Annotated in this window: 14 protein-coding genes and 2 pseudogenes; 8 read left to right on the top strand and 8 right to left on the bottom strand. The window is 70.6% G+C overall.

Going from position 1 to position 23,909, the window contains the following annotated elements:
- Complete coding sequence (locus QE388_RS11005; RefSeq protein ID WP_307385313.1) at positions 1 to 1,623, bottom strand: SDR family oxidoreductase; 1,623 nt, start codon at positions 1,621 to 1,623, stop codon at positions 1 to 3.
- A 63-nt stretch (positions 1,624 to 1,686) separates the two neighbouring features.
- Here QE388_RS11005 and QE388_RS11000 point away from each other — a divergent pair, with 63 nt between their 5' ends.
- The 5 genes from QE388_RS11000 to QE388_RS10980 all read left to right on the top strand — a co-directional run bounded on the left by QE388_RS11000 (position 1,687) and on the right by QE388_RS10980 (position 7,832).
- Positions 1,687 to 2,319 (top strand): response regulator, encoded by a 633-nt coding sequence (locus QE388_RS11000; RefSeq protein ID WP_307385312.1) that lies wholly within the window; start codon positions 1,687 to 1,689, stop codon positions 2,317 to 2,319.
- Positions 2,316 to 4,037 carry a hypothetical protein gene (locus QE388_RS10995; protein WP_307385311.1) on the top strand — a complete coding sequence of 574 codons (1,722 nt, stop codon included), beginning with the start codon at positions 2,316 to 2,318 and terminating at the stop codon, positions 4,035 to 4,037. Before QE388_RS11000 ends, QE388_RS10995 begins: the two co-directional genes overlap by 4 nt.
- Positions 4,038 to 4,048: 11 nt before the next feature.
- A complete protein-coding gene (locus QE388_RS10990; protein ID WP_307385310.1) occupies positions 4,049 to 4,726 on the top strand; it encodes a GAP family protein in 678 nt (225 codons plus the stop codon).
- A gap of 8 nt (positions 4,727 to 4,734) precedes the next feature.
- Positions 4,735 to 6,276, top strand: a complete 1,542-nt coding sequence (locus QE388_RS10985; RefSeq protein ID WP_307385309.1) for a carboxylesterase/lipase family protein — start codon at positions 4,735 to 4,737, stop codon at positions 6,274 to 6,276.
- A gap of 83 nt (positions 6,277 to 6,359) precedes the next feature.
- Positions 6,360 to 7,832 (top strand): MFS transporter, encoded by a 1,473-nt coding sequence (locus QE388_RS10980; RefSeq protein ID WP_307385308.1) that lies wholly within the window; start codon positions 6,360 to 6,362, stop codon positions 7,830 to 7,832.
- A gap of 75 nt (positions 7,833 to 7,907) precedes the next feature.
- Here the strand turns inward: QE388_RS10980 and QE388_RS10975 are convergent, their stop codons facing one another.
- The 3 genes and pseudogenes from QE388_RS10975 to QE388_RS10965 form a co-directional block, all read right to left on the bottom strand.
- Positions 7,908 to 9,899 (bottom strand): helicase HerA-like domain-containing protein, encoded by a 1,992-nt coding sequence (locus QE388_RS10975; RefSeq protein WP_307385307.1) that lies wholly within the window; start codon positions 9,897 to 9,899, stop codon positions 7,908 to 7,910.
- A gap of 10 nt (positions 9,900 to 9,909) precedes the next feature.
- Positions 9,910 to 10,614 carry a phosphatase PAP2 family protein gene (locus QE388_RS10970; RefSeq protein WP_307385306.1) on the bottom strand — a complete coding sequence of 235 codons (705 nt, stop codon included), beginning with the start codon at positions 10,612 to 10,614 and terminating at the stop codon, positions 9,910 to 9,912.
- A 114-nt stretch (positions 10,615 to 10,728) separates the two neighbouring features.
- A pseudogene (locus QE388_RS10965) lies at positions 10,729 to 12,067 on the bottom strand (multidrug effflux MFS transporter).
- Positions 12,068 to 12,297: 230 nt separating this feature from the next.
- On the opposite strand from QE388_RS10965, the gene QE388_RS10960 reads away from it, so the two are divergent.
- On the top strand, positions 12,298 to 13,005 hold the full coding sequence (locus tag QE388_RS10960; RefSeq protein WP_307385305.1) for a DUF3105 domain-containing protein: 708 nt from the start codon (positions 12,298 to 12,300) through the stop codon (positions 13,003 to 13,005).
- A gap of 1 nt (position 13,006) precedes the next feature.
- Positions 13,007 to 13,678 (top strand): DUF305 domain-containing protein, encoded by a 672-nt coding sequence (locus QE388_RS10955; protein WP_307385304.1) that lies wholly within the window; start codon positions 13,007 to 13,009, stop codon positions 13,676 to 13,678.
- Positions 13,679 to 14,595: 917 nt separating this feature from the next.
- Here the strand turns inward: QE388_RS10955 and QE388_RS10950 are convergent.
- The 3 genes and pseudogenes from QE388_RS10950 to QE388_RS10940 form a co-directional block, all read right to left on the bottom strand.
- A pseudogene (locus QE388_RS10950) lies at positions 14,596 to 15,575 on the bottom strand (carbohydrate ABC transporter permease).
- A complete protein-coding gene (locus tag QE388_RS10945; protein ID WP_275801503.1) occupies positions 15,572 to 16,924 on the bottom strand; it encodes a carbohydrate ABC transporter permease in 1,353 nt (450 codons plus the stop codon). The pseudogene QE388_RS10950 and the gene QE388_RS10945 overlap by 4 nt, the downstream one beginning before the upstream one ends.
- Before the next feature lie 125 nt (positions 16,925 to 17,049).
- The gene (locus QE388_RS10940) at positions 17,050 to 18,378 is read right to left on the bottom strand and encodes an ABC transporter substrate-binding protein (protein ID WP_275801504.1); all 1,329 of its coding nucleotides are present in this window, start codon (positions 18,376 to 18,378) and stop codon (positions 17,050 to 17,052) included.
- Positions 18,379 to 18,615: 237 nt separating this feature from the next.
- Here QE388_RS10940 and QE388_RS10935 point away from each other — a divergent pair, with 237 nt between their 5' ends.
- Positions 18,616 to 19,626, top strand: coding sequence for a LacI family DNA-binding transcriptional regulator (locus tag QE388_RS10935; RefSeq protein ID WP_275801505.1), 1,011 nt, complete (start codon positions 18,616 to 18,618; stop codon positions 19,624 to 19,626).
- A 52-nt stretch (positions 19,627 to 19,678) separates the two neighbouring features.
- On the opposite strand, the gene QE388_RS10930 is transcribed toward QE388_RS10935, so the two are convergent.
- Positions 19,679 to 23,842, bottom strand: a complete 4,164-nt coding sequence (locus QE388_RS10930) for an ExeM/NucH family extracellular endonuclease (protein WP_307385303.1) — start codon at positions 23,840 to 23,842, stop codon at positions 19,679 to 19,681.
- Between the last annotated feature and the right edge of the window lie 67 nt (positions 23,843 to 23,909).

The following is a 23,909-nucleotide window of genomic DNA, read 5'->3' as shown; positions in this document are numbered from 1 at the left end:
CTAGGCGCGCGCGTCGGCCGCCGACGGGACCGTCTCGACCTCCGGCACCTCAGGGGCGATGCGCCCGGCCTTCGCCTTCGGTTCGAGGTCGTCGCGCTGGACCGACTCGGCCGCCGCGGTGATGCGCCGCGCCATGCCGCTGAAGATGAGGCCGTGGAACGGCAGCACCGAGAGCCAGTAAAGCCGCCCGGCGAGGCCCGTCGGGAAGAACAGAGCCCGCTGATCGAAGCGCGCACCGTCGCCGTCGGGGCTCGCCCGCAGTTCCAGCCATGCGCCGCCGGGCACCTTCATCTCGGCCCGCAGGCGCAGCAGGTGTCCGGGCTCGATCGCCTCGACCCGCCAGAAGTCCAGCGCGTCGCCGACGGTCACGACGCTCCGGCTGCGGCGGCCGCGCGCGAGGCCCACGCCGCCGACCAGGCGGTCCATCCACCCCCGGATGGCCCACAGCAGCGGCGAGGAGTACCAGCCGTTCTCTCCGCCGATCCCCTCGATCACCGACCACAGCTGCGTGGGGCTCGCGCTCGTGCGCATCGTCCGCTCGTCTGTGTACACCAGCCGTCCGGCCCAGTCCGGGTCACTCGGCAGCGGATCGCTCGGGGCGCCGGAGACCTCGGCATCCTGCCAGCTCGTCTCGATCGCGTCGTCGTTCACGCGCCCGAGGGCCCGTCGGACGGCCTCGCGATACGGCAACAGTCCGCCCTCGGGCCGCGGCACGAGATCGTCGATCGCGCGATCCTTCACGACGCAGTCGTTCTGCAGCGACTCCACGAGCGGACGCGCGATGGACTTCGGGATCGGTGTGACGAGGTTGACCCAGTGCGAGGCCAGCCGGGGCGTGAGCACGGGCAGCGACGCGATGGCGCGCTGGTGGAGTCCGGCCTCGAGGGCGTATCCGTTCATCATCTGGCCGTACCGCAGCACGTCGGGGCCGCCGATGTCGACGGCGCGGTTGACGTTCGGGGCGACCCGCGCCGCCCCGAGCAGGTAGTGCAGCACGTCGCGCACGGCGATGGGCTGGATGCGATTGCGCACCCACTTCGGCGCGGGCATGTACGGGAGAACGTCCGTGAGATGACGCACCATCTCGAAGGACGCAGAGCCCGACCCGATCACGACCCCGGCCTGCAGGACCAGCGTCGGCACGCCGCTGGCGAGCAGGATCTCCCCCACCTCGACGCGCGAGCGCAGGTGCGCCGACAGCGGGGCGTCGTCGGGGTGGAGCCCGCCGAGGTACACGATGCGCGAGACGGATGCCGCGGCCGCGGCGTCGGCGACGGTGCGCGCCGCGCGGCGATCGGTATCCTCGAAATTCCGGCCGCCGCCCATGGAGTGGATCAGGTAGTACAGCACGTCGACCGCGTCGACCGCGCGGGCCACCGCGGCGGCATCCGTCGCATCGCCCTCGATCGTCTCGACGTCGTGCCCCCACGGGAAGGCCTCCACTCGCCGCGCGTCGCGGGCGAGCACCCGCACGCGATATCCCGCGGAGAGCAGCCGCGGCACGAGCCGTCCGCCGAGGTAGCCCGTGGCGCCGAGCACGAGAGCCCGCGGCGCCGACCCGTCGGGGCGGGGTTGCGCGACGAGCGCGGGTTCACGGCCGGTGGGGGCGGACAGCTCGCTCATGCCCGACACGGTACGCCGCGGCCTCGCCCACGACGGGGGCTTGACGGCGCTAGGGTGAGGCGCGTGGTGACCGCGTGGGTGCGACGCGTGCTCGTCGTGGAGGATCAGCCGGCGATGCGTGCGCTGCTGTGCGACATGCTGGTCCACCGCGGATTCGAGGCCACCGGAGCCGCGGACGCCGCCGAGGCGACGCGCTTGTTCGCCGACAGCGACCCCGACGTCCTGCTCACCGACATCGACCTGGGCTCGCGCCCGTCCGGCGTCGAGCTGGCCACGATGCTCACCGGTCTGGCCCCGCACCTGGCCGTGGTGTTCCTCAGCAGCTTCCCCGGGGCCGTCGCCGGGCACCGCGGCCCCGCCGGGGCCGTGTTCGTCTCGAAGCTCGACGTGACCTCGGCCGAAGTGGTGGTGGATGCCGTCGAGGCGGCACTGCGCCGAGCCACACCGCCCGCGCCGACGCCGGTGCGCGCCTCCGCTCTGGCCGGTCTCACCCGGCGTCAGATCGAGGTGCTCGCGCTCGTCGCACGCGGCTGGTCGAACGAGCAGATCGCGCGCGAGCGCGGCACCACGACGCGGGCGGTGGAGCGCGCGATGAGCCGTATCTTCGCGCGCCTCGATCTGCGCGCGGCGGGCGGAACGAACCCCCGCGTGCGTGCGAGCGCTCTCTATCTCGCCGAGTTCGGCTCCGTCGCGTGATCACGCTGTGGCCCGCCGTGCGTCGCGCGGTGACCGGGGGCCACTTCGTCACCGCGTGGACGTTCGCGGCGGTGTTCGTCGTCTCGGTGACGCTGCTCGCGCCGCTCCCGGTCGGGCTCTCCGTGCTCCAGCGCGCGCTCGTCGGTGCCGCCGGCGCGGCCGGGATCTCGGTGGTCTGGGCGGGGGTCGCCCTGATCGAACGCGCCGCCTCCGACCCCCGAGTACGCGCGGCGGTGATCGTGTCGGCGCTGGTGCTCACCGCGGCCGCGCGGCCGCCGCTGCAGGACGCCCTCTCGCGGCTCGGCGGCCTGCCGGTTCCCCCGCCCACCGACGCGCCCCTGCGGATCCTCACGAATCTCGTCGTCTGGACGATCGCGCTGATCGGAACGGCCACGCTCGTGGACGCGGCGCGGTCGATCCGCGAAACCAACGCGCTGCTCGCGCAGGTCCTCGCCCAGTGGGAAGGCAGTGCCGCGCGGGTGCGCGAATACGCCGCCGCCGCGCGGGCCGACATCCTCGCCGCCGCCGACCTCCTGACCACCGCCCGGTTCGAGACCACGGCCGACGTGCGCGCTCTCGCCGTCGATGTCCGCGCGCACGCCCACCGGCTCGACGAGCGCGCCGCCGCTCCGCCCGCGCCGGGTGATCCGCTCGACGCACAGGCTCCGCGCGCCCTCCGCCGGCGGGCGTCACCGCTGCGACTTCCCCCGCCGGGACTCGCGGCGGGCGTCTACGCGCTGGCCGTCCTCCCCTACGCGCTGCGGAGCGTCGCGCCGATCGACCTGGTCGTCGGTTTCTGCGTCGCCCTCCTCTCCGGCGGCGCAGCCGATCTCGCGGCCCGACTCCCCTCGCTGCGGCGGCGACCCCGGGCCCGCGGTGCCGTCTTCGTCGCGACCACCCTGCTCGCGGGCCTGACGCTGGCAGCGGTCGCCGTCGGCCAGGGCGTGCCGCTCGCCGCAGCCTCCCTCGCCGTTCTGGCCTATCCCGCCCTGGCGTTCGCCCTCGCCGCGGGCCGCAGCACGGCTCACGCGCTGCGCGTCGAGCGTCGGCGCCTGTCCGGTGCCGTGGCCGCGCGCGGGCGCGCCGACGACCTCGGCACCCGCCGCGTCCGCGCTGCCCTGCGCCGCGCGGCCGGCCTCCTGCACGCCGACGCCCAGGGGGCGGCGGTGCAGTTCGCCCTCCGGCATCCCGACGCCGCCCCCGCTGACGTCGCCGTCCTCGCCGCCGATCTGCATATGCTCAGCGAGCAGCTCCGCACCGTTCTCGATCGCCCCACCGCCCCCGCCGCGGCGGACTCGCTCGGCCCGGTGCTCCAGACCTGGGGAGCCGCGATGCCGGTCTCCGCCGACGTCTCCGACGCGGCGAGCGCCGCGCTGCGCACCGACTCGGCCCTCGCGCGCGACGTCGTCGACGTCGTGAGCGAGGGCCTGCTGAACGCGGCGAAGCACGCGCGCGAACGCACCGCGCGCGTCGAGCTGCGCGTGGCCGCAACCGCCGGCGGCCCCCGCCTGCGGGTGCGGATCGTCTCGCCGGGCGCACCGAGCCCGCACGCGCGGCTGCGCCCCGGATCGCACGCCGAGCGCCTGGGGGCGCGACTCACGGCGGAGGGGGCGGATGCCGTGCTCGAGGCGGTCTTCGCGGTCGACGACGCGGCCGCAGCGGCGGGTTCTGTCGTGTGCGCCGAACATTCCGACGGGACGCCGGAACGCCGCGCGTAGCGTCGGCGTCGATGTCCGAGCTCTCCTCCCTCCTGCCCCTCGCCGTCGGCATGGCGATCTCGCCGCTGCCGATCGTCGCCGTCGTCGCGATCCTGCTCTCGGCGCGCGGCCGCACCGCCGCCCCCGCCTACACCGGCGCGTTCGTGCTGGTCACGCTCGCCGTCATCGGCGTCGGCACCGCGACATCGGCGGGGGCCTCGGCCGCCTCGCACGGCGAGGGCGGGAAGATCGTCGTGCTCGTGCTGACGGCCCTGCTCACGGTCGGTTTCACCGTGTTCGCCGTGGTCAGCTGGCGCGGCCGCCCGAAGCCCGGCACGGCTCCCGTGGCCCCGGGCTGGCTGGCGGCGGTGGATGCCATCACTCCCGCGCGCGCCGCCGGGCTCGGCGTGCTGATGGCCGCCACCAACAGCAAGAACCTCCCCCTCGAGCTGAAGGGCGGCGCGCTGCTGGGCGCCGCGCACCTCCCCGTCGCCGTGACCGTCCTGCTGTGCGTCGCGCTCGCCGTCGCCGGATCCCTCGCGCTGGTGCTGCCCACGCTGCTCGGCGCGACGGGCCTACCCGCCGTCGTCTCCGCGTTGCGCCGTCTGAAGGACGAGATGATCGCGCACAATGCCGTCATCATGACGGTGCTCTTCGCGATCCTCGCCGCGACCGAAGCCGCCCACCTGATCCACCAGCTCACCGCGTGAGGACGCCCATGGACACCTCTCCCCTCATCACCGCCCCCGCCGGAACCTTCCGTGGCCTCCTCGACCGCGGGGTCCGGTCGTGGCGCGGCATCCGCTTCGCCGTCGCGCCCACGGGCGAGCGACGCTGGCGCGAACCCCTGGCGGCCCCGGATGCCGACGGAGAGGTGGATGCCACAGCCTTCGGGCCCGTGTGCCCTCAGCCCACGAACCCCGCCATGCCGCTCGGAGAGGGCACCGTCCAGAACGAGGACTGCCTGTCGCTGAACGTCTGGGCTCCCGGCGACGACACGGCCCCGCGTCCGGTCATGGTGTGGCTGCACGGTGGCGCGTACACCTTCGGATCGTCGCGCCAGCCGATGTACGACGCCACAACGATGGTCGACACCGGCGACGTGATCGTGGTCACGGTCAACTACCGTCTCGGCGCGCTCGGGTTCCTCGACCTCTCGGGCGCGGTGCCGGGGGCCGGCTTCGACGGGAACCTCGCCCTCAAGGACGTGCTGCTCGCCCTGCGCTGGGTGCAGCGCAACATCTCGGCGTTCGGCGGCGACCCCGCGCGGGTGACCGTGTTCGGCGAGTCCGCGGGCGGCGGACTGGTCACGACGCTGCTGGCGACGCCGTCGGCGCGCGGGCTGTTCTCCCGAGCGATCGCCGAATCGTCGCCGGTCTCCAGCGTCTACGGCCGCGAGCGTGCGACCCGGGTCGCCGAGCAGTTCCTCGATGCGCTGGGCGTCGATGCCGCCGATCCGGCTGCATTGCGCGACGCTCCCGTCGACGCGGTCGTCGCCGCAGGATGGACGGTGTACTCGGCGGTTCCCGTGACCGATCCGGGCACGCTCGCGTTCGCCCCCGTCGTCGACGGCGACCTCCTGCCCGAGGCGCCGATCACGGTGCTGCGCGAGGGCCGCGGCATCCCCGTGCCCCTGATCATCGGCACGAACAAGGACGAGGCCTCGCTGTTCTCGTACATGAAGTCGCCGCTGATCCCCATTACGGGCGACCGCATCGACAAGATGTTCGCCGACATGGCGGAACAGAACCCCGGCGTCGAACTGCCCAGCCGCGAGCAGGTCCTCGCCGCCTACGAGCACGTGCGCCACCGCGCGGTGGGGCTCGGCGTCGCCCGCGACATCGGATTCCGCCTGCCGACGCTCTGGGCGGCGGAGGGACACGCTGCCGCGGCCCCGGTGTGGCTCTACCGCTTCGATCACGCCTCGCCGTTCCTGCGCCTGATCGGCCTGGGCGCCACGCACGCGGCGGAGCTGCCCTACGTGTGGGGCAACCTCGTCAGCGGCCCGAAGGACCCGACGTTCCGATTGGGCGGCAAGCGGGTCGCGGAGCTGATCTCGGCCCGCATGCAGGCGCGGTGGATCGCCTTCGCCCGGGGAGACGAACCCGCGGCGCCGGACGCGCCCGTGTGGCCGGCCTTCACGACCGCGGGCGCCGACGCGCGCGCGACGCTCGTGATCGACCGCCACGACCAGGTCGTCGCCGATCTCGACGGCGATCTCCGCCGCGTGTGGGGCGACGAGGTGCTGACCTTCCGCTAGCACCCGCTAGCACTCCGTTAGCAACGAGTCGGCCGGGGCGCCTCGGCTGGCATCCGGGCACCGATCGGGGTAACGCTAGAAGGATGAACGAGAATCCCCCCTCGGCATCCCCCACTCCCCGGCTCGACGTCGACGACGTCATCGTCGTCGACAAGAAACGCGTCCGCACCGCCATCGGCGGCACCGTTGTCGGCAACTTCATGGAGTGGTTCGACTTCGGCATCTACGGCTATCTGGCGGTCACGCTGTCGGTGGTCTTCACTTCCGACCTCCCCGACCCGTGGGGCCTCCTGGTCACGCTCCTGGGCTTCGCGATCTCTTTCCTCGTGCGACCGTTCGGCGGCTTCGTCCTCGGCCCGCTCGGCGACCGCATCGGTCGGCAGAAGGTGCTCTTCCTCACGATGGCGATGATGGCCGCGGCCACCGCCCTGATCGGCCTGCTCCCGACCTCCGCGGCGATCGGCCTGTGGGCGATCGTGCCGCTCTACGTGCTCAAGATGGTGCAGGGCTTCTCGACCGGCGGCGAGTACGCCGGTGCGACGACCTACGTCTCGGAGTTCTCGCCCGACCGCACCCGCGGGTTCTGGTCGTCGTTCCTCGACGTGGGGTCGTACATCGGTTTCGCCGCCGGAGCGTCGGCGGTGGCGATCGTCACGGCGATCACGACCTCGATCTCGGGTCCCGACGCCATGGTCGAGTACGGCTGGCGCATCCCGTTCCTGCTCGCGATCCCCCTCGGAATCGTCGCGATCTGGTTCCGCCTGCGCATCCCCGAGACCCCGTCCTTCGAGCAGACGAGCGCGGTCAACGAGCGCGACGCCGACGATCCGCTGGCTCGCCAGGGTCTCGGCGGGATCGTTCGGCACCACTGGCGTGCGCTGCTGATCGGCATCGCGCTGGTGGCCGCCACGAACACGGCGGGCTATGCGTTGACGAGCTACATCCCCGTCTACCTCGAAGAGGAGGTCGGGGTGTCGAACCTCACGGCCGCCGTCGCGACGGTTCCCGTGCTCGTGGTGATGTCCGCGGCCCTCCCCTTCATCGGACGCCTGAGCGACCGCATCGGACGCAAGCCCGTGTACGCGATCGCCGCGGGCTCGGCGCTCGTCCTGCTCGTGCCGGCGTTCCTCATCATGCAGATCGGCGAGATGTGGGCCGTGATGGTCGCCCTCTGCATGGCGGCCGTCCCGGTGGCGTTCTACGTGGCGATCTCGGCATCCGCCCTTCCGGCGCTCTTCCCGACCGCCTCGCGCTTCGGGGCGATGGCGGTGGCCTACAACGTCGCCGTCTCGCTCTTCGGTGGAACGACACCGCTCATCAGCCAGGCCCTCATCGCCGCGACCGGCAACACCCTCATGCCGGCGTTCTACATCATGCTCTTCGCAGCGCTGGGCCTCGTCGCCCTCCTCGCGATGCGCGAGACGGCGAGGCGCCCGCTGCTGGGGTCGGTTCCCACGGTCGAGACGCCGGCCGAGGCCGCTGCTCTCGTGGAGCGGCAGGATTCCGATCCCCTCATCGACACCTCGACGATGCCGCTCTCCGTGCGTCGGTCGTGACGCGAAGGATCGCGGATGCCGGACCCCTGGCATCCACGATCCTTCCGCCGTGCGTCCCGAGGCGCGCGCCGTCTCTCAGCGCCGTCGGCCCGTACCGAAGAGACCGCGGATCACATCGGTCACGATGCTCTTCGTCGCACCGCGCCCCAGCACGTCGTCGAGCGGTGAGGTCGGGCCGCTCGAACGTCGACGTGGCGCCGCCGTGCTCTTGAGGATCCGCTCGTACTCGCGCTGCGCCTTCTTCTGCGCCTCGGCGTTCGCCCTGTCGATCGCGGCTTTCTGCTTCGCGTGCTCGGCGGCGTCGGCGGCGTCCTTCTTCGCCTTCTCCGCTGCGGCGCGGGCGTCGGCAGCGGCCTGCATCCGAGCCCCGAGGATCTCGCGGGCCGACTCCGGATCGATCAGGGTGCCGTAGGTGGCGAAGAGGGGGGATGCCGTGACCGCGGCCGCCATGGTCTCGGCGGGGATGGGCGACATCGAGGCGCGCGGGGCGAACAGACGGGTCCACGCGACCGGGGTCGGCGCACCGCGCTCGCTCATCACCGTGATGACGGCCTCGCCGGTACCGAGTTCCTGCAGGACGCGCTCGAGGTCGTAGCCCGAGTCAGGGTAGGTCCGCACCGACGCCCGGAGGGCCTTCACGTCGTCGGGGGTGAACGCGCGCAACGCGTGCTGCACGCGAGAGCCGAGCTGCGCCAGCACGTCGGCGGGTACGTCCTTGGGGGTCTGCGTCACGAAGAACACGCCGACGCCCTTGGACCGGATGAGTCTCACCGTCTGGGTGATCGCCGCGAGGAACGCCTTCGAGGCGTCGCGGAACAGCAGGTGCGCCTCGTCGAAGAAGAACACGAGCTTCGGCTTGTCGAGGTCGCCGACCTCGGGGAGCACCTCGTACAGCTCGGCGAGCAGATACATCAGGAACGTCGAGTACAGCTCGGGTCGCGACGCGACGTTCGGCACCTCGAGCAGGCTCACGATCCCGGCCCCGTCGGGTGCGGTCCGCAGGAAGACCGAGACGTCGAGCTCGGGCTCGCCGAAGAACGTGTCGGCTCCCGCCGCGGCGAAAGCGACGAGCTCGCGCAGGATCACCCCGGCCGTCGCGGCGGACAGACCGCCGATGCCCTTGAGCTCGTCTTTCCCCTCGTCGCTGGTGAGGAAGGTGAGCACCGCGCGAAGGTCGGGCAGGTCGACGAGCGCCAGACCCTTCTCGTCGGCGTAGTGGAACACGAGTCCGAGGCTCGACTCCTGCGTCGCGTTGAGGCCGAGCACGCGGCTGAGCAGCAGCGGCCCGAAACCCGACACCGACGCCCGCACGGGAATCCCCGAGGCGGCGTCGTCGCCCAGCGCGAAGAACTCGGTGGGGTACGACCGCGGCGACCAGTCCTGCCCGAGGGCCGCGGTGCGCGCGGTGAGCTTGTCGCTGGGAGCACCCGGAGCGGCGATCCCCGACAGGTCGCCCTTGATGTCGGCGGCGAACACCGGCACACCGTGGGCCGAGAGCTGCTCGGCGAGCAGCTGCAGCGTACGCGTCTTGCCCGTTCCCGTGGCGCCCGCGACGAGTCCGTGGCGGTTGGTCATCGCGAGCGGGATCCGGACGGGGACGGATGCCACCGGCCCGCCGTTGACGAGCACGCCGAGGTCGAGAGCAGCGGCGTCCGAGGCGTACCCGGCGGCGATCGCGGCGACCTGGGCGTCGGTGAGGGGGGCCGGGGCCTGGGGTGCGGGGGCCTGCGGCGTAGGGGACTCCGGGGCGGGCGCTTCGGCGGCGGGAGCTTGCGTCGTAGGGGCCGGCGCGGTCGGAGTCTCCGGGGCACGGGCTCCCGGGGCCGGTGCGTCCGCGACCTGACCGCCGACCACCGGCGGCCCGTCCGTTCCCTCCGCTAAAGGGGAAGTCCCACCTCCCCCGCCCGCCGCCGCGCGCGCCCGCGCCGCAGCGGCTTCCGCTTCAGCGAGATCGGCCCGCGCCCGCGCCAGGCGCAGCTCCGCCTCCGCGGCCTCGGCCGCCGCGCGCAGGCGGGCGACCTCGGGATCGTCGGAAGGACCGGTGGACGACGCTCCGTTGTCGCTCATGGCGGCCAGCCTACGGCGCGCCCGAGATCGTGGCATCCGGTCGTCGCGAGGTCCGTCGGACGGCGAGCCGGTCGTCATCGCGAAGACGCAGGTGAGCGAAGAGCGCGGCGAGGATGAGCGCCATCCCCGCACCGACGAGGGCACCGCCGAGAGTGTCCGAGAGCCAGTGCGCGTGCAGGTAGGTCCGGCTGAACGCCATCGCAATGACCCACGCGACCCCCGCAATCCGCACCCACAGGGCGGGGAAGATCACGACGGCGACCACGGCCACGGTGGCCGCGTTGGCCGTGTGGCCCGAGGGGAAGGACCCGTGATCGGACAGCACGAGGATGTCCTCCGGTCGCGCGCGGCCGAACGTGTGTTTGAGAAGCTGCACGATCAGGGCACTGCCCACGGAGGCGGCGAGGAAGTATAACGCTCCCCAGCGTCGTCCCGCGAGGAACAGCGCCAGAGCCCCGCCCAGCGGAACGACGAACACGGCCACCCAGTGCCCGCCCACGGCATCCATCGCCAGCGCGAACGCCAGCAGCGGCGGTGACGGTGCGGCGACGAACAGGTGGTTCCACCACACGTCGATCGCGAACGGCGTCGGCCCGCGGAAGAAGACCCAGGCACCGAGTCCGCACGCGAGCGCCACGAGCGTCAGGCCGAGGATCCCCCGCGCGCGCTCGGAGCGGAGAGCGGGGGCCGATACGTCGGCGGATTCGGCATCCATCGGTTCATGATGCCGTCTCTCGGATCGCCGCGGGGCCGGACGCGCGCTCTGCTAGTGTTCTGGGCCCGTTCTCGCGGCGCACCTCGCCTTGGTCAGGGCGCCTTCGCCCCACTCTCAGGGCGCGAGGCGCTCGACCGTGCGGGGACGCACGAGCAGCCAGAGCGCGAGCACGCCGATGACCGCGCAGCCCACCATGACGGATGCCATGGTCGTGGCGGTGATCCCCGCACCGGCGGACAGCAGCCCGACGACCGGCGAGATGATGCCCGCGACACCGAAGTTCGCCGCACCGATGATCGACTGCGCCGTGCCCGCCGCCTTGCCGTGGCGATCGAGGGCGAGCACCTGCGCGCACGGGAACGTGAAGCCGCACGCCGTCATGAAGAAGAACAGCGGGATGACGGTGCCCCACAGCCCGAGGCCCAACTGGTCGGTGAGCACGATCGTCCCACCCGCGAGCACGAGCACGATCGTCGACACCGCGAGCACCCACTGCGGGCCGAAGCGCGCAGCCAGGCGCGAGGCGATCTGCACACCGACCACGACGCCGACCGAGTTCACCGCGAACAGCACGCCGTACTGCTGGGCGTTGAAGCCATAGGTGACCTGGAACAGGAACGAGGATGCCGAGAGGTACGAGAACAGCCCACTGAAGGCCATCGCGCCGATGATGAGCACGCCGATGAAGACGCGGTCACGGAACACGCTCGCGTAGCGCTGCCAGACCGTCGTGGTGCCGGGGCCGCTGCGGCGCGCGGGCGGCAGGGTCTCGGGGACGAACAACACCGCCGAGACGAGCATGATCGCTCCGTACACGGCGAGCACCACGAAGATGCCCCGCCAGTTCATGACCAGCAGCAGCGCCGACCCGGCGAGGGGTGCGAGCACAGGGGCGACACCCGAGACCATCGCCATGCGCGACAGCATGACCACGAGGCGGCGTCCGCCGAAGAGATCGCGGATGATCGCCGCGGCCACGACGCCTCCCGCGGCGGCTCCGGCTCCCATCAGCACCCGCGCGACCGACAGGGTCTCGAGCGTGGGGGCGAGCGCCGCGAAGACGCTCGCCGCGACGTGCAGCGCCGTGACCGACAGCAGCGGCAGACGTCGACCGACCTTGTCGCTCAGGGGTCCGACGATCAGCTGGCCGAGCGCGAAGCCGATCATCGTTCCGGGTGAGGGTGAGCTGGATGGCGGCTGCGCTGGTCTGGAAATCCGCCTCCAGCACGGGGAACGCCGGGAGGTAGAGGTCGATCGTGAACGGGCCGAGCGCCGTCAACGCGCCGAGCACGATGATGTACAGCACGCGGCGGGAGGCGGAGATCGCATCGCCCGGGTGCAGCACGATCGGCGCCGTGGCGGGGTTCTTGCCGAGGGTGCGGATGGCACCGGTCGGTGAGCGGTCAGGCGCGGAGGTCGGGGGGACGACGGGGAGAGAAGCAGTATCGAGCACGCGTCAATTCGTTTCGCAACACAGACAGCCCGAACGAGTCGGGCCGAAAAAAAGGTGGGGGATCATCGAACCTCGAATCGATTCGACATCGTCATACTATCGCGCGGTCCGTGCATCCCACCATCCCGGTATGCGGGTTCCTCCCAGGCCGACGCCGTATTCATCCGCATAGGCTGGACGAATCGGCCTGAGCCGACGTGTCCCGCCCCGAAGAGAGACGAACACCGCACATGACGCCTCCCCCTGAAAAACGCAGCAGCGGAAACCCGGCGAAGCAGTCCCAGATCGACCTCACGGTCAAGCAGCAGCGCGAGCAGAAGCGGCAGGCGAAGCTCGCCGAGTACCAGAAAGAGCTCGCGCGTCGTAAGCGCGGCAAGCTCGTCTGGTGGGTCGTCGGATCGACGGCCGGCCTCGCCGTCGTGGGCGTCGTCGTGGCCTCGTTCGTCTTCGCCCCCGCGCCCCCGACGAGCTACCAGGCGGGCAACAGCACGGGCCGTGTGATCGAGGGCGTGCAGACCTTCGAGAACCGTTCCGACCACGTGCAGGGTGCCGTCACCTACGAGCAGAACCCTCCCGCGGGCGGCCCGCACAATCCGTACTGGCTGAACTGCGCGGTGTACACCGAGCCGGTGCCCAATGAGAACGCGGTCCACTCGATGGAACACGGGGCGATCTGGATCACGTACAACCCCGATCAGGTCGACGCGGCGGGCATCGATGCGCTCAAGGCCGTCATGCCGTCGAGCTACGCGATCCTCTCGCCGTACCCCGGCCTCGACACCCCCGTCGCGGTGAGCGGCTGGAACCACCAGCTCAAGGTCGACTCCCCCACCGACCCGCGCATCGGCGAGTTCTTCACCGAGTACTGGCGGAGCCAGAACGTGCCCGAGCCCAATGCCGCGTGCTCGGGTGCGATCGACGGGCCGGGCAAGGCCTGACATGACCGACGACGCCCCGGTCGCACGCCCCGCGGTCCGGTGGATCGTGGTCGCGGTCGTGACCGTCGCCATCGTGGCCGTGGCCTTCGCGATCGGACGCTTCACGGCGTTCGGCGCGACGGCCGCGCCCACGTATCCCTCCACGACGTCCGCCGACGCCGGCTTCGCGCGCGACATGCAGGTGCACCACACCCAAGCGGTGCTGATGGCCATGGAGATCTACCGCAAGACCGACGACGACGAACTGCGCACGCTCTCGTACGACATCGCGACGGCGCAGTCGGGCCAGCGCGGTGAGATGTACGGCTGGTTGGTGCAGTGGGGCTTGCCGCAGTCGTCCCCGCAGCCGCTGATGACGTGGATGCAGGCCTCCGGCGCACATAGCCACGGAGACACCTCCGCGTTCACGCAGGACGAGCTCCTCGCGCAGATGGGGATGGCGACGGATGCCGAGCTCGACCAGCTCCAGACCCTCGAGGGCCAGCCCGCCGACTGCCTGTTCCTCTCCCTGATGATCCGCCATCACCAGGGCGCGATCCCCATGGCCGAGGCCGTCATCGAGCTGGGCGACCAGCCGCGCGTGGCCGAGGTCGCGCAAGCGATCATCACCGGCCAGTCTGCCGAGATCGACGCGATGCGCGACATCCAGTCCCGCCTCGCCTGCACCGCCTGACCCGCGCCCGCGCGCCGCGCCCGCGGGCGGGCCGCGCTGGGCCGGGTCGCGCTGGGCCGGGTCGCGCTGGGCCGGGTCGCGCCGGGCCGGGTCGGGCTGGGCCGGGTCGGGTCGGGCCGGGTCGGGTCGGGCGGGCACTGGGCCGGGCCGGGCGGGGGCCGGGCCGGGCGAGACGGCACCGCTCCAAGCCGCTCCGCGCCGGGCGGGGTGGGCGCCGGGCCGGGCTGGCATCGATAAACGCGATCCACTCACAGAAACGCGAGCACATCGTGTTTATGCGCGCGAATCGCGTTTATGCGGGGGGGGGTCGCACCCGCGCCGCCCCTTCGACGCCCCACTCACGGCATCCGGCATCCGGCATCCGGCATCCGGCATCCGAGGTGAGCGGGCTCCCCGACGGCCACACATGAACGCCGTCCACTCACAAAAACGCGAGCACACCGCGTTTCCGCGCGCGAATCGCGTTTATGCGCGAGCGCAACCCTCACCCCGCGGCCCGACGCACCGCATCCGCGAGGCAGCCCGAAGCTCGCGAGGCACCCAACGGCCACGCATAAACGCCATCCACTCACAAAAACGCGAGCACACCGCGTTTCCGCGCGCGAATCCCGTTTATGCGCCAGCGGAACCCCCGCCCCACCACCCGACGCACCGCAACCGCGAGGCAGCCCAAAGCTCGCGAGGCACCCAACGGCCACGCATAAACGCCATCCACTCACAGAAACGCGAGCACACCGCGTTTCCGCGCGCGAATCGCGTTTATGCGCGAGCGCAACCCCCGCCCCGCCACCGCGCGCCCGCACGCGTACCGCGCACCCGCCACCGCACACCCGACAAGCCGCGTGTGCGCGCCCGACACAGGAAGGGGCGTGGCATCCCCCAAAACGGATGCCACGCCCCTCCGGTCGTGCCTGACCTCAGCCCTTCGTGGCGCCGGCGAGGAGGCCGCGGACGAAGAACCGCTGCAGGAGGAAGAACACGATGATCGGCACGAGGATCGAGATGAACGTACCGGCCGACTGCAGGAACCACTGGTCTCCCCAGGTGCCCGACAGCGAGTTCAGCGACTGCGTCAGCGGCAGCGATGACGATGGCGCGAAGATCGTCGCCACACCAGCAGGTCGTTCCACACCCAGATGAACTCGAGCACCGCGAACGACGCGAGCGCCGGGGCGGCGAGCGGGAGGATGATGCGGAAGAACACCTGGCCGTGTCCGGCACCGTCCACACGCGCCGCCTCGATCACCTCGTGCGGGATCTCGGCGATGAAGTTGTGCAGCAGGAAGATGGCCAGCGGCATCGCGAAGATCACGTGCGCAATCCACACGGTCGCGAAGCTGTGCTCCACGCCGCGCAGGTCGAAGCCCGGGAAAATCGTGACCTCGTTGATCGTCAGCCCGCGCGAGAACAGGCTCAGCAGCGGCACCAGGGCCATCTGCAGCGGCACGATCTGCAACGCGAAGATGAAGATGAAGAAGAAGTTCCGCCCCTTGAAGTCGATCCACGCGAACGCGTACGCGATGAGCGACGCGATCGCGAGAGCGAACAGCACAACCGGGATCGTGATCGCCAGGGAGTTGAGGAACGACTGCGCGAGGGTCAGCGCCGTGCCACCCGAGGTGAAGGCCAGCCGGTAGTTCTCCAGCGTGAAGCTGGGGTCGGTGAAGACCGTCCACCACCCGGTCGACTGGGTGTCGGATCCGGGCCGGAACGACGTCACGAACAGGCCGAACGTCGGGATGGTCCAGAAGAAGGCGATCACGACGGCCGCGATCGTCGCGCCCTTCGACGTGAGGCGCTTGCGCGCCATGGCCTCGTGCTTGCGCGTGTCGCGGGCGACCTGGCGAGCGCTCCGCCCGTCGGACGTCGGCTCGAGAACGACGGTCGAGGTGGTCATCGCAGTTCCCTCTGCTTCCGGATCTGGCGCACGTTGAAGATGATCAGCGGCAGCACGAAGACGAACAGCACGACCGCCAGTGCCGCGGAGTGGCCGTAACTCTGGAACCGCTGCTGCTGGTTCACCATCTCGAACGCGAGCACGGTCGAGTCGTTGCGACCACCCGTCATGACGGCGACGATGTCGTAGATCTTCAGCGCGCCGATGGCGATCGTGGTCAGGACCACGATGAGCGAGGAGCGGATGCCGGGAACGGTGACGTTGATGAACCGCTCCCACGCGCTCGCACCGTCGAGTTCGGCGGCCTCCATCTGCTCCGGCGGCACGGCCTTGATGGCGGCCGAGAGGATGACCATCGCGAGACCGGTCTGGCTCCAGATGAACACCACGACGAGGAGAAGGGTGTTGACCAGGGGCGTCGCGGCGAGCCACGAGACGGGTTGCCCACCGAAGGCGGTGACGATGGCGTTCAGGATGCCGATCTGGTCGCCCTGACGGAAGTCGTAGACGAACTTCCAGATGATGCCGGCGCCGACGAACGAGATCGCGAACGGCATGAAGATGAGCACCTTCAGGTACTTCTCGCCCGCCGCCCGGTCGATGAAGACCGCGTAGGCCAGGCCGATCGCGGTGGCGATGGTCGGGGCGAGCAGCACCCAGATGAGGGTGTTGATGACCGACCAGAAGCCCTCGGGGTTCGTGAAGGTCCAGACGTAGTTGTCCAGTCCGACGAAGTTGTCACCGGTCTTGTCGAAGAACGACTGGAAGAAGGTGGTGATGGCGGGGTACACCAGGCCCAGGAGCAGCAGGATGGCGGCGGGGGCGGCGAACAGGATGAGCTGGAACAGGTAGCCGGCACCTTGACGCGAGCGGTAGTCGGCGTAGAAGAGGATCGCGCCGAGGAGTACCGCGATGCCGAGCACGTAGATGACGGCGTTCTGGTACGGACGCAGGAGCATGAACGCGAGCACGGGGATCGCGAAGCACGCGACGAGCCGCAGCCAGAAGTAGCCCTTTCCGGAGCGCGGCGCGTACTCGATGAGCAGCAGGAGGAGCCCCACGACGGCACCGAAGACCAGGAGCACGAGGGGGATCTGCACGAGCGGGTTCAGTCCGCCGAGCCAGTTGAAGAAGCTGTTGAGCGAGAAGCCCAGAGTCGTGGGCTTCGTTTCGGCCGGGGCCCTCGTGACCATGAAGAGGAAGAGCGCCACCACGAGGATGAGCCCGACCATGACCACGAGGATCGTGGTCCGGCGCTGTGGCGCGGAGTCTCGCGGCTTCGCCGCCGCTCGCCCCCGCGGCGGAGGAGACGCCGACGGCGTCTTCTCCACGTGTGTGATCTCGGTCATGACGTCCCTCCCGAACACGCCTTCGTGCCCACCGATGAGTGCCCGGGCCATGCCGGGCAGATGAGAAGTATGGCCCCGATGGGCCGCCCGCAGCACGGACGACCCATCGGGTGGACCTCAAGAGGTCAGTTGTTGTAGCCGGCCTGGATGTCGCTCAGGACCTGGTCGGTCGGCGTACCGTCGATCCAGCTGACCATGCCCTTCCAGAACGATCCCGAACCGACGGTCGCGGGCATCAGGTCGGATGCGTCGAAACGCAGCGTGGTGTTCGGGTCCTGCAGCGTCTTCATCGCCTCGGTGAGGAATTCGCTGGACGCCAGCGAGGGGTCAGCGCCCTTGTTCGCCGAGATCACGCCGCCGAGCTTCACACGGGCATCCGCGAACTCGGGCGTCGACATGAACTCCACGACCTTCTGCACGTTCGCGTCGTCTGAGAACGCGGTGACGAACTCGCCGCCACCCTCGACCGCGAGCTTGCCCTCGGTCACGCCGGGGAGCAGGAAGGCGTAGACGTCACCGTCGGGAGCGACCTTCACCTCGCCGCCCGAGGCGGTCTTGACCGTCTGGAAGTTCGACGACAGGAACGACGCCTGGTGGGTCATCGGGCAGCTGCCGTCGGCGACCTTGGCGGCCACGTCGGCGAAGGCCACCGAGTTGATGCTCTTGACGTCACCGAAACCGGCGTTGACGTACTGCGGGTTCAGCAGGATCTTGCCGGTGGCGTCGAACGCTTCCTTGATCGGCGCGTCGGTGAACTTGACCTCGTTGGCGACCCACTGGTCGTACACCTCGGGTCCGGACTGGCGCAGGACCATGTCCTCGATCCAGTCGGTGCCCGGCCAGCCCGAGGCGTCGCCGGACGCGAAGCCCGCGCACCAGGGGGCGGCGCCGGTCTTCTGCTGGATCGTGGCCGTGAGGGTCATGAGCTCGTCGAGCGTCTTCGGGACCTCGACGCCCCACTCCTTGAACTTCGCCGGCGAGTACCAGACGTAGCCCTTGAGGTTGGCGAGCATGGGAGCCGCGTAGAACGTGCCGTCTTCGCTGCCGTAGGACTTCCAGTCCTCGCCCCAGTACTTGTCGACGTTCGACGAGACGGTGTCGGACGCCTTCTGCACGTCGCCGGTGCCGATGAGGGTCTTGAGCAGACCCGGCTGCGGGACGATCGCGATGTCGGGGGCGTCTCCACCCGTCACCTTCGTGACGATGTTGCCCTCGAAGCTCTTGTCGCCGGTGTAGACGACCTTGATGCCGGTGTCGGCGGTGAACTTCTCGAACGACTGGTTCAGCAGGTCGGCTTCGCTGCCGGTGATACCGCCGGAGATGCGGACGGTGGTCTCGCCCCCCGAGCTCGTGCCGCCCCCGCTGTCACCCTCGGCGCAGCCTGCGAGTGCGATCGCGCCGACCGCCAGCAGCCCGACGGGGGCCAGCAGGCGATACCGCTGTGACATACCCATGTGGTCTCTCCTCTTCGAGTTCAATGGTGCATCGGATTCTGTCAGGAACCGATTCCAGATCACCGTAGGCGAGAACCAGAAGTTGCGCAACATCGAAATATCACGAACGCGTAACTGGCGAAATCACGCGGATCTCGGGCGACGATTCGCGGGGGAACCGGTTCCATAAAGGGTGAATCTCAGGTAATCTGCTTCGACGTCGACACGGAGGTCGACCGGACACCGAGGAACACACCGATGAGCGGAATCGCCGATGTGGCTCGCCTGGCAGGCGTGTCGAAATCGACGGCGAGTCGTGCGCTGACCGGCGGCGGCTACGTCTCCGACGACACCCGTCGTCGCGTCTCGGACGCGGCGTCGACCCTCGGATACGTGCCGTCCACCAGCGCCGTGAGCCTGGCGACCGGCCGCACGCGTACGATCGCGCTCATCGTCCCCAAGGTGAACCGGTGGTACTTCGGCGCCATCGTCGAGGGCGTCGAACGGACGCTCATCCCCCGGGGGTACGACGTCACCCTCTATGTCGCCGAGCCCGGTTCCAACGACCGCGAGAGCCTCTACTCGACGTACCTCGCCCGCAAACGGTTCGACGGGATCATCGCGGTGGCGCTCGAGCCCGACGACGCCGACCTGGAGCGCCTGGCGAACATCGGCAAGCCCGTCGTCAGTATCGGCAACCCGCTCTCCGGAGTCCCGACCCTCGGCCTCGACAACGTCGCGATCACGCGGATCATCACGCAGCACCTGATCGCACTGGGGCACACCGACATCGCCTTCGTCGGCAGCACTCCCCCGACCGACGCCCCGGCGAAGGACGTCGACGAACGCTCGATCGGCTATCGCAACGCGATGAACGATCACGGGCTCGCCGTCCGTATCCGCAGCGTGCCCTCGACGCTGACGATCACTGACGCCTATGCGGCCGCTGCGTCGTTCCTCGCCGACGCGGGGTCGCGTCCGACCGGTGTCGTGGCCGCGTGCGACGAGGTCGCGATCGGGGTCATCATCGCCGCTCGCCGCATGGGCATCTCGGTTCCGACCGAGCTCAGCGTGGTCGGCATCGACGGCCACGACTACGCCGAGATGTTCTCGCTCACCACGGTCGAGCAGTATCCCCTCGACCAGGGGGTCGAAGCGACGCGGCTGCTGCTGTCCATGATCGAGGGCACCGACGAACCCGCCCGACGCACCGAGGCGGTCACACGCCTGGTCGTGCGCGCCTCCACCGCTCCCCCGCGGAGCGCGTGACAGAACGGGGCCCCGGATGCCGTGGCATCCGGGGCCCCTTCTCTCTCAGGGTTCAGTCGGCCTGACGCATCCCGCGCCGCCGCACGGCCACGCCGAGCGCGAGCAGGGCGAGGGCCGCGAGGACTCCGCCGCCCATCCACGCCGTATCCGCACCGGTGCGCGGAAGTCCGTCGGGGCCGCGCGGGGGCGCCGCCTCGCCGCCGTCGCCGCCGCCGGGAGCGGCCGGCACCTCGGCGCCCCCGACCACGCGCAGGGGAACCGTGGCGGTGGAGCCGGAGGCCGTCGAAACGGTGATGTCGAGCACGTCGGGCGCGTCCGCAGGAACGGCAACCGCAACCTCGGCGACGCCGTCGCGCACGGCGACCGTTCGCGACTCTCCTGAGCCGACGGTGACGCTGGCTTCGGTGGCCGCGGGACTGCCGAGGGAGGTGAGGTCGAGGCCCGACACGGTGAACGCGGCCTCGGTCCCGCGGGCCGCCTCGGTCGGCGCACCCGTCACCTGGACGCCCCGCGCGGTGAAGTCGGGAGCGAGGTCGGGGTGGGACGTGAGGTACGCGATCCAGCCGTCCCGGTCGATCAGACCGGAGTCGCGCGAATCGGTTCCCTCGTCGAACACCGTGAAGGCGTCGCCTCCCGAGAGCAGGAAGCTGAAGGAGCCCACCCGGTACGACGCGGCCGGGTCGACCGGCATCCCGTCGATCCAGATGCCGGTGATGCGCTCGCCGGGCGCGCGCGTGGCGTCGTAGGTGTAACGCACGTTCTCGGACACGCTCAGCGAGAGTGTCGCGGCACGACCGGCCGCGTCGCCCCACTGCTGCTCCAACAGACGACGCAGCTGGTCGCCGGTGAGGCTCGTGGTTCCGAGGTTGTTCACGAACGGCAGCACGGCATTGGCCTCGGCGAAGGTGATCACGCCGTCGTCGCCGCGCAGCAGCTCCGCGCGCAGACCGCCCGGGTTCACCACCGCGAGGTCGGCGTCACCGCGCACGGGGTCGGCGAGCGTGTCGTGCAGGGCGTCGGCCACGAGGTTGCCGAGCGCCGACTGCTTCGAGCGATCGTCGCGCTCACCGCCCTGGTAGACACCGTCGACGTACGCGCCACCCCGGAATGCCGTCGTGATGTCCGCCGACACCGACCCGACCGGCTGCGAACCGACCCGCTCGGCCTCGGCGAGGGCGCGATCGACGATGTCGGCGACCTCGGCGACGCGGGGGTAGGTCGCGATGAGCTCGGCATCCAGAGCCTTGCTGTTCTCGGAGGTCTGCTCGTCGTCACCCTCGACCTCCTCGGCCGAGAGCCGCGGGACGTTGCGGGCCTCGTGGCCGATGACGTCGCGGCTCGCGCGGTCGATCGTCAGGACGACCTGTCCGATGTTCTCGCCGTAGTTGCCGGTCTGCAGGATGGGACGCGTTCCGTCGGTGCCGGGGATCGGTGCGTCCCACGCGTACTCCTCGTGGGTGTGACCGGTGAAGATCGCGTCGACGTCGGCATCCGTCTCCGTGACGATGCGCGCGAACGCTCCGCCACGCGCGAGGGCGTCATCGAGGGTGCCTCCCGACGTCTCGCCCTGCAGGGCGCCCTCGTGGTACTCCGCCACGAGGACGTCGACCTGATCGCGGATCTCGGCCACGACGCGGTTCACCTCGGCGACCGGTTCGCGGAACTCGATGCCCTCGATTCCCTCGGGGCTGACGAGCGAGGCGGTCTCCTCGGTGACGGCGCCGACGACGCCGACCCGGAGGCCGTTCACCTCGACGATCTCGTACCCGGGGAGCACCGGCTGACCGTCGCGGTAGACGTTCGCCCCGAGGTAGGGGAATGCCGCGCGCTCGGTGACGCGACCGGTGAGGTCGTCGATGCCCTTGTCGAACTCGTGGTTTCCGACTCCGGATGCCGCGACCTCGAGCGCGTTGAGCACGTCGATCGTGGGGGCGTCTTGGGCGTTCGCCGAGGCGAACAGCGAGGCGCCGATGTTGTCGCCGTTGGAGAGGAAGAGCGAGCGGTCATCGCCCTTCTCGGCGCGCAGCTGCTCGATCGTGCCGGCGAAGGTGACCGTGTTGGCGTCGATGCGCCCGTGGAAGTCGTTGATGTTCAGCAGGTTGAGCTCGGTCGTCCCCGACAGGTCGAGACCCACGACCACGGGGTCGTGGTCGCTCGAGCGGTAGGGAGAGGCGTCGTAGAAGTTGCGGACGTTCGCGTTGTAACGGCTGTACTCGAGCGCGAGCGCTTCGCCGGCGTTGATGTTCCAGACGTCCGTGCCGGTGACGAGCTCCCGCGCCGCCGGCGATGCCAGCACGTGATCGAGCGAGCCCGACTGACCGTCGTACGAGTACGTGTACTTCCCGGTGTCGCCGGCCAGGTCGACGTACCCCGCGTCGCGGAGCACCTGGATCGGGTCTTCTTGCGTGTAGGCATTGAAGTCACCGAGCAGGAACACCGCGCCGGAGGCGGGGGCCTCCGCCTGCTCGTCGGCGAAGCCGACGAGAGCCTCCGCCTGGCGCACGCGGTCGCCGTTGAAGGCGCCCTGGTCACCGGCTGCGTTGTCGCCTCCGGCAGCCGGGTCGCTGTCGCTCTTCGACTTGAAGTGGTTCACGATGGCCACGAAGGCGGCGTCGTCGCCACCGGCGGGCGCGAACGCCTGGGCGAGCGGCTGGCGCGCGTTGGAGAAGGCCGGGTCGTCGAGGATGACGCTGTCGCCGACCGGGCTGACCGCCGCCTTCTTGTAGATGAAGGCCGTGCGGATGACGTCCTCCGATGCCGGAAGGGCGTTCGGCGACGGCACGAAGGCCCACGCGTCCTCGCCGAGATCGGCGTTCAGCGCGGCGACGAGGGTGGACAGGGCCTCGTCACGGGGCTTACCGAGGGCAGCGGAGTTCTCGATCTCCTCGAGCGAGACGACCTCGGCATCCATCGCGTTCAACGCGGCGACGATCTTCGCCTGCTGGCGCTGCAGGTTTTCGTCGTTCGCCGCTCCGCGCGGACCGGGCTCAGGGCAGCGGTTCGCCGTGATCGGGTTGCCCTCGCGGTCGGTGTAGACCGAGTCGCAACCGACGTCCTCCGCGGTGGTCGTGAAGTAATTGAGCACGTTGAAGCTCGCGAGCTGGACCGTCCCTCCGACGTCGGCCGGACGCTCCGCGCGCGTGTTGGCGAACGTCGCGGGCTGCACGTCGGCGGCGTTCTCGACGGTCAGCTGCTGAGTCGGCTGGAGCTTCCACGCGTCGAAGCGGTAGTCGAGCACGACCGGACGCGTGAACGTCACCGGGGCGCCGACGCGCACGGGGTCGGTGAGCGACAGGTACGGGAGGGGCACGTCCGTCGCGGAGCGCTGGAAGTTCAGCGACGCGCCGTCGTCGAGCACCACACCCCGCGCGGCGTTGTCGGCGACGACCTCATCGAGCTCCGGGGTGCCGGGTCGAGCGACCTCGGTGGGGGTGAGCAGCGGCGTCGTGCCCGCCGCGAGCCCGATCTCCGCGTACTGGCCGGTGATGTAGGTGTTGGTGACGGTGAAGTCGCCCTGCGGGGCCAGCAGCATTCCTTCGAAGCGCTCGCGCTCCTCGTCGGTTCGCGGCCACGCGACCTCGGCCGGGGTGACCGGCTCCGCGTCCTCGGTGAGAACGGTGACGAGGTCGGCGTCCGAGACGATCTGGGTGAGCCCGTTGTACTCCCCCGCCGTGCCGCTGACCTCGACGTAGTCGCCGATCGCGACCTGGGCGACCGCGCGCGAGCCGTAGACGAAGACGGCGTCGGATGCCGTGTGCTCGGCACTCAGCTCACCACCGGTCCCGGCCGTCTGGAGGAAGAAGCCGTTGTAGCCGCCGGTCGGGTACGCGGCGGTCACGATGCCGCGCGTGGTGACGGTCTGACCGTCGAGCGGAGTGCTGTCGCCCTCGCCCTGGATGTCGCGGATGGGCGTGATGTCGGCCGCGGCTTCCGCCTCTTGCGTCGGAACGGCGGTCTCGACGGTCTTCGCCGGGGCATCGACTGCCGGAGTCTCCGTGGGAGCCGGCGCGGTGGGTGCGGGCTCCGCGGGCGCCTCCGCGGGCGGCGTCGAGGTCGGCGCGACGGTGTCCGTGGGAACGGGCGTGGCCGGCGCGAGCGGTGCGGCGGTGGCGGCGGCGGGGGCGACGAGGGCGGAACCGAGAAGGGCGGCGGCGACGGCAGCGCTCAGCGCAGTCGCGGTGCGGCCCGAGGGTCGCCGAGAGGGCACGGGTGACATGGGTCTCCTGCGAATCCGACGGACATCGTCGGGTGGGGGGATCGACGGGGGGTCTCTTCGACCGTAG

The sequence above is a fragment of the Microbacterium sp. SORGH_AS_0969 genome (assembly GCF_030818255.1).
Taxonomy (GTDB): Bacteria; Actinomycetota; Actinomycetes; order Actinomycetales; family Microbacteriaceae; genus Microbacterium.
This window is presented reverse-complemented; position numbering and strand designations above follow the sequence as displayed.

What these genes read in the sequence shown, in the direction of transcription:
- QE388_RS11005 (WP_307385313.1), bottom strand. Translation starts at nt 1,623, where the DNA reads ATGAGCGAGCTGTCCGCCCCCACCGGCCGTGAACCCGCGCTCGTCGCG.
- QE388_RS10990 (WP_307385310.1), top strand. Translation starts at nt 4,049, where the DNA reads ATGTCCGAGCTCTCCTCCCTCCTGCCCCTCGCCGTCGGCATGGCGATC.
- QE388_RS10985 (WP_307385309.1), top strand. Translation starts at nt 4,735, where the DNA reads ATGGACACCTCTCCCCTCATCACCGCCCCCGCCGGAACCTTCCGTGGC.
- QE388_RS10980 (WP_307385308.1), top strand. Translation starts at nt 6,360, where the DNA reads ATGAACGAGAATCCCCCCTCGGCATCCCCCACTCCCCGGCTCGACGTC.
- QE388_RS10975 (WP_307385307.1), bottom strand. Translation starts at nt 9,899, where the DNA reads ATGAGCGACAACGGAGCGTCGTCCACCGGTCCTTCCGACGATCCCGAG.
- QE388_RS10970 (WP_307385306.1), bottom strand. Translation starts at nt 10,614, where the DNA reads ATGGATGCCGAATCCGCCGACGTATCGGCCCCCGCTCTCCGCTCCGAG.
- QE388_RS10960 (WP_307385305.1), top strand. Translation starts at nt 12,298, where the DNA reads ATGACGCCTCCCCCTGAAAAACGCAGCAGCGGAAACCCGGCGAAGCAG.
- QE388_RS10955 (WP_307385304.1), top strand. Translation starts at nt 13,007, where the DNA reads ATGACCGACGACGCCCCGGTCGCACGCCCCGCGGTCCGGTGGATCGTG.
- QE388_RS10945 (WP_275801503.1), bottom strand. Translation starts at nt 16,924, where the DNA reads ATGACCGAGATCACACACGTGGAGAAGACGCCGTCGGCGTCTCCTCCG.
- QE388_RS10940 (WP_275801504.1), bottom strand. Translation starts at nt 18,378, where the DNA reads ATGGGTATGTCACAGCGGTATCGCCTGCTGGCCCCCGTCGGGCTGCTG.
- QE388_RS10935 (WP_275801505.1), top strand. Translation starts at nt 18,616, where the DNA reads ATGAGCGGAATCGCCGATGTGGCTCGCCTGGCAGGCGTGTCGAAATCG.
- QE388_RS10930 (WP_307385303.1), bottom strand. Translation starts at nt 23,842, where the DNA reads ATGTCACCCGTGCCCTCTCGGCGACCCTCGGGCCGCACCGCGACTGCG.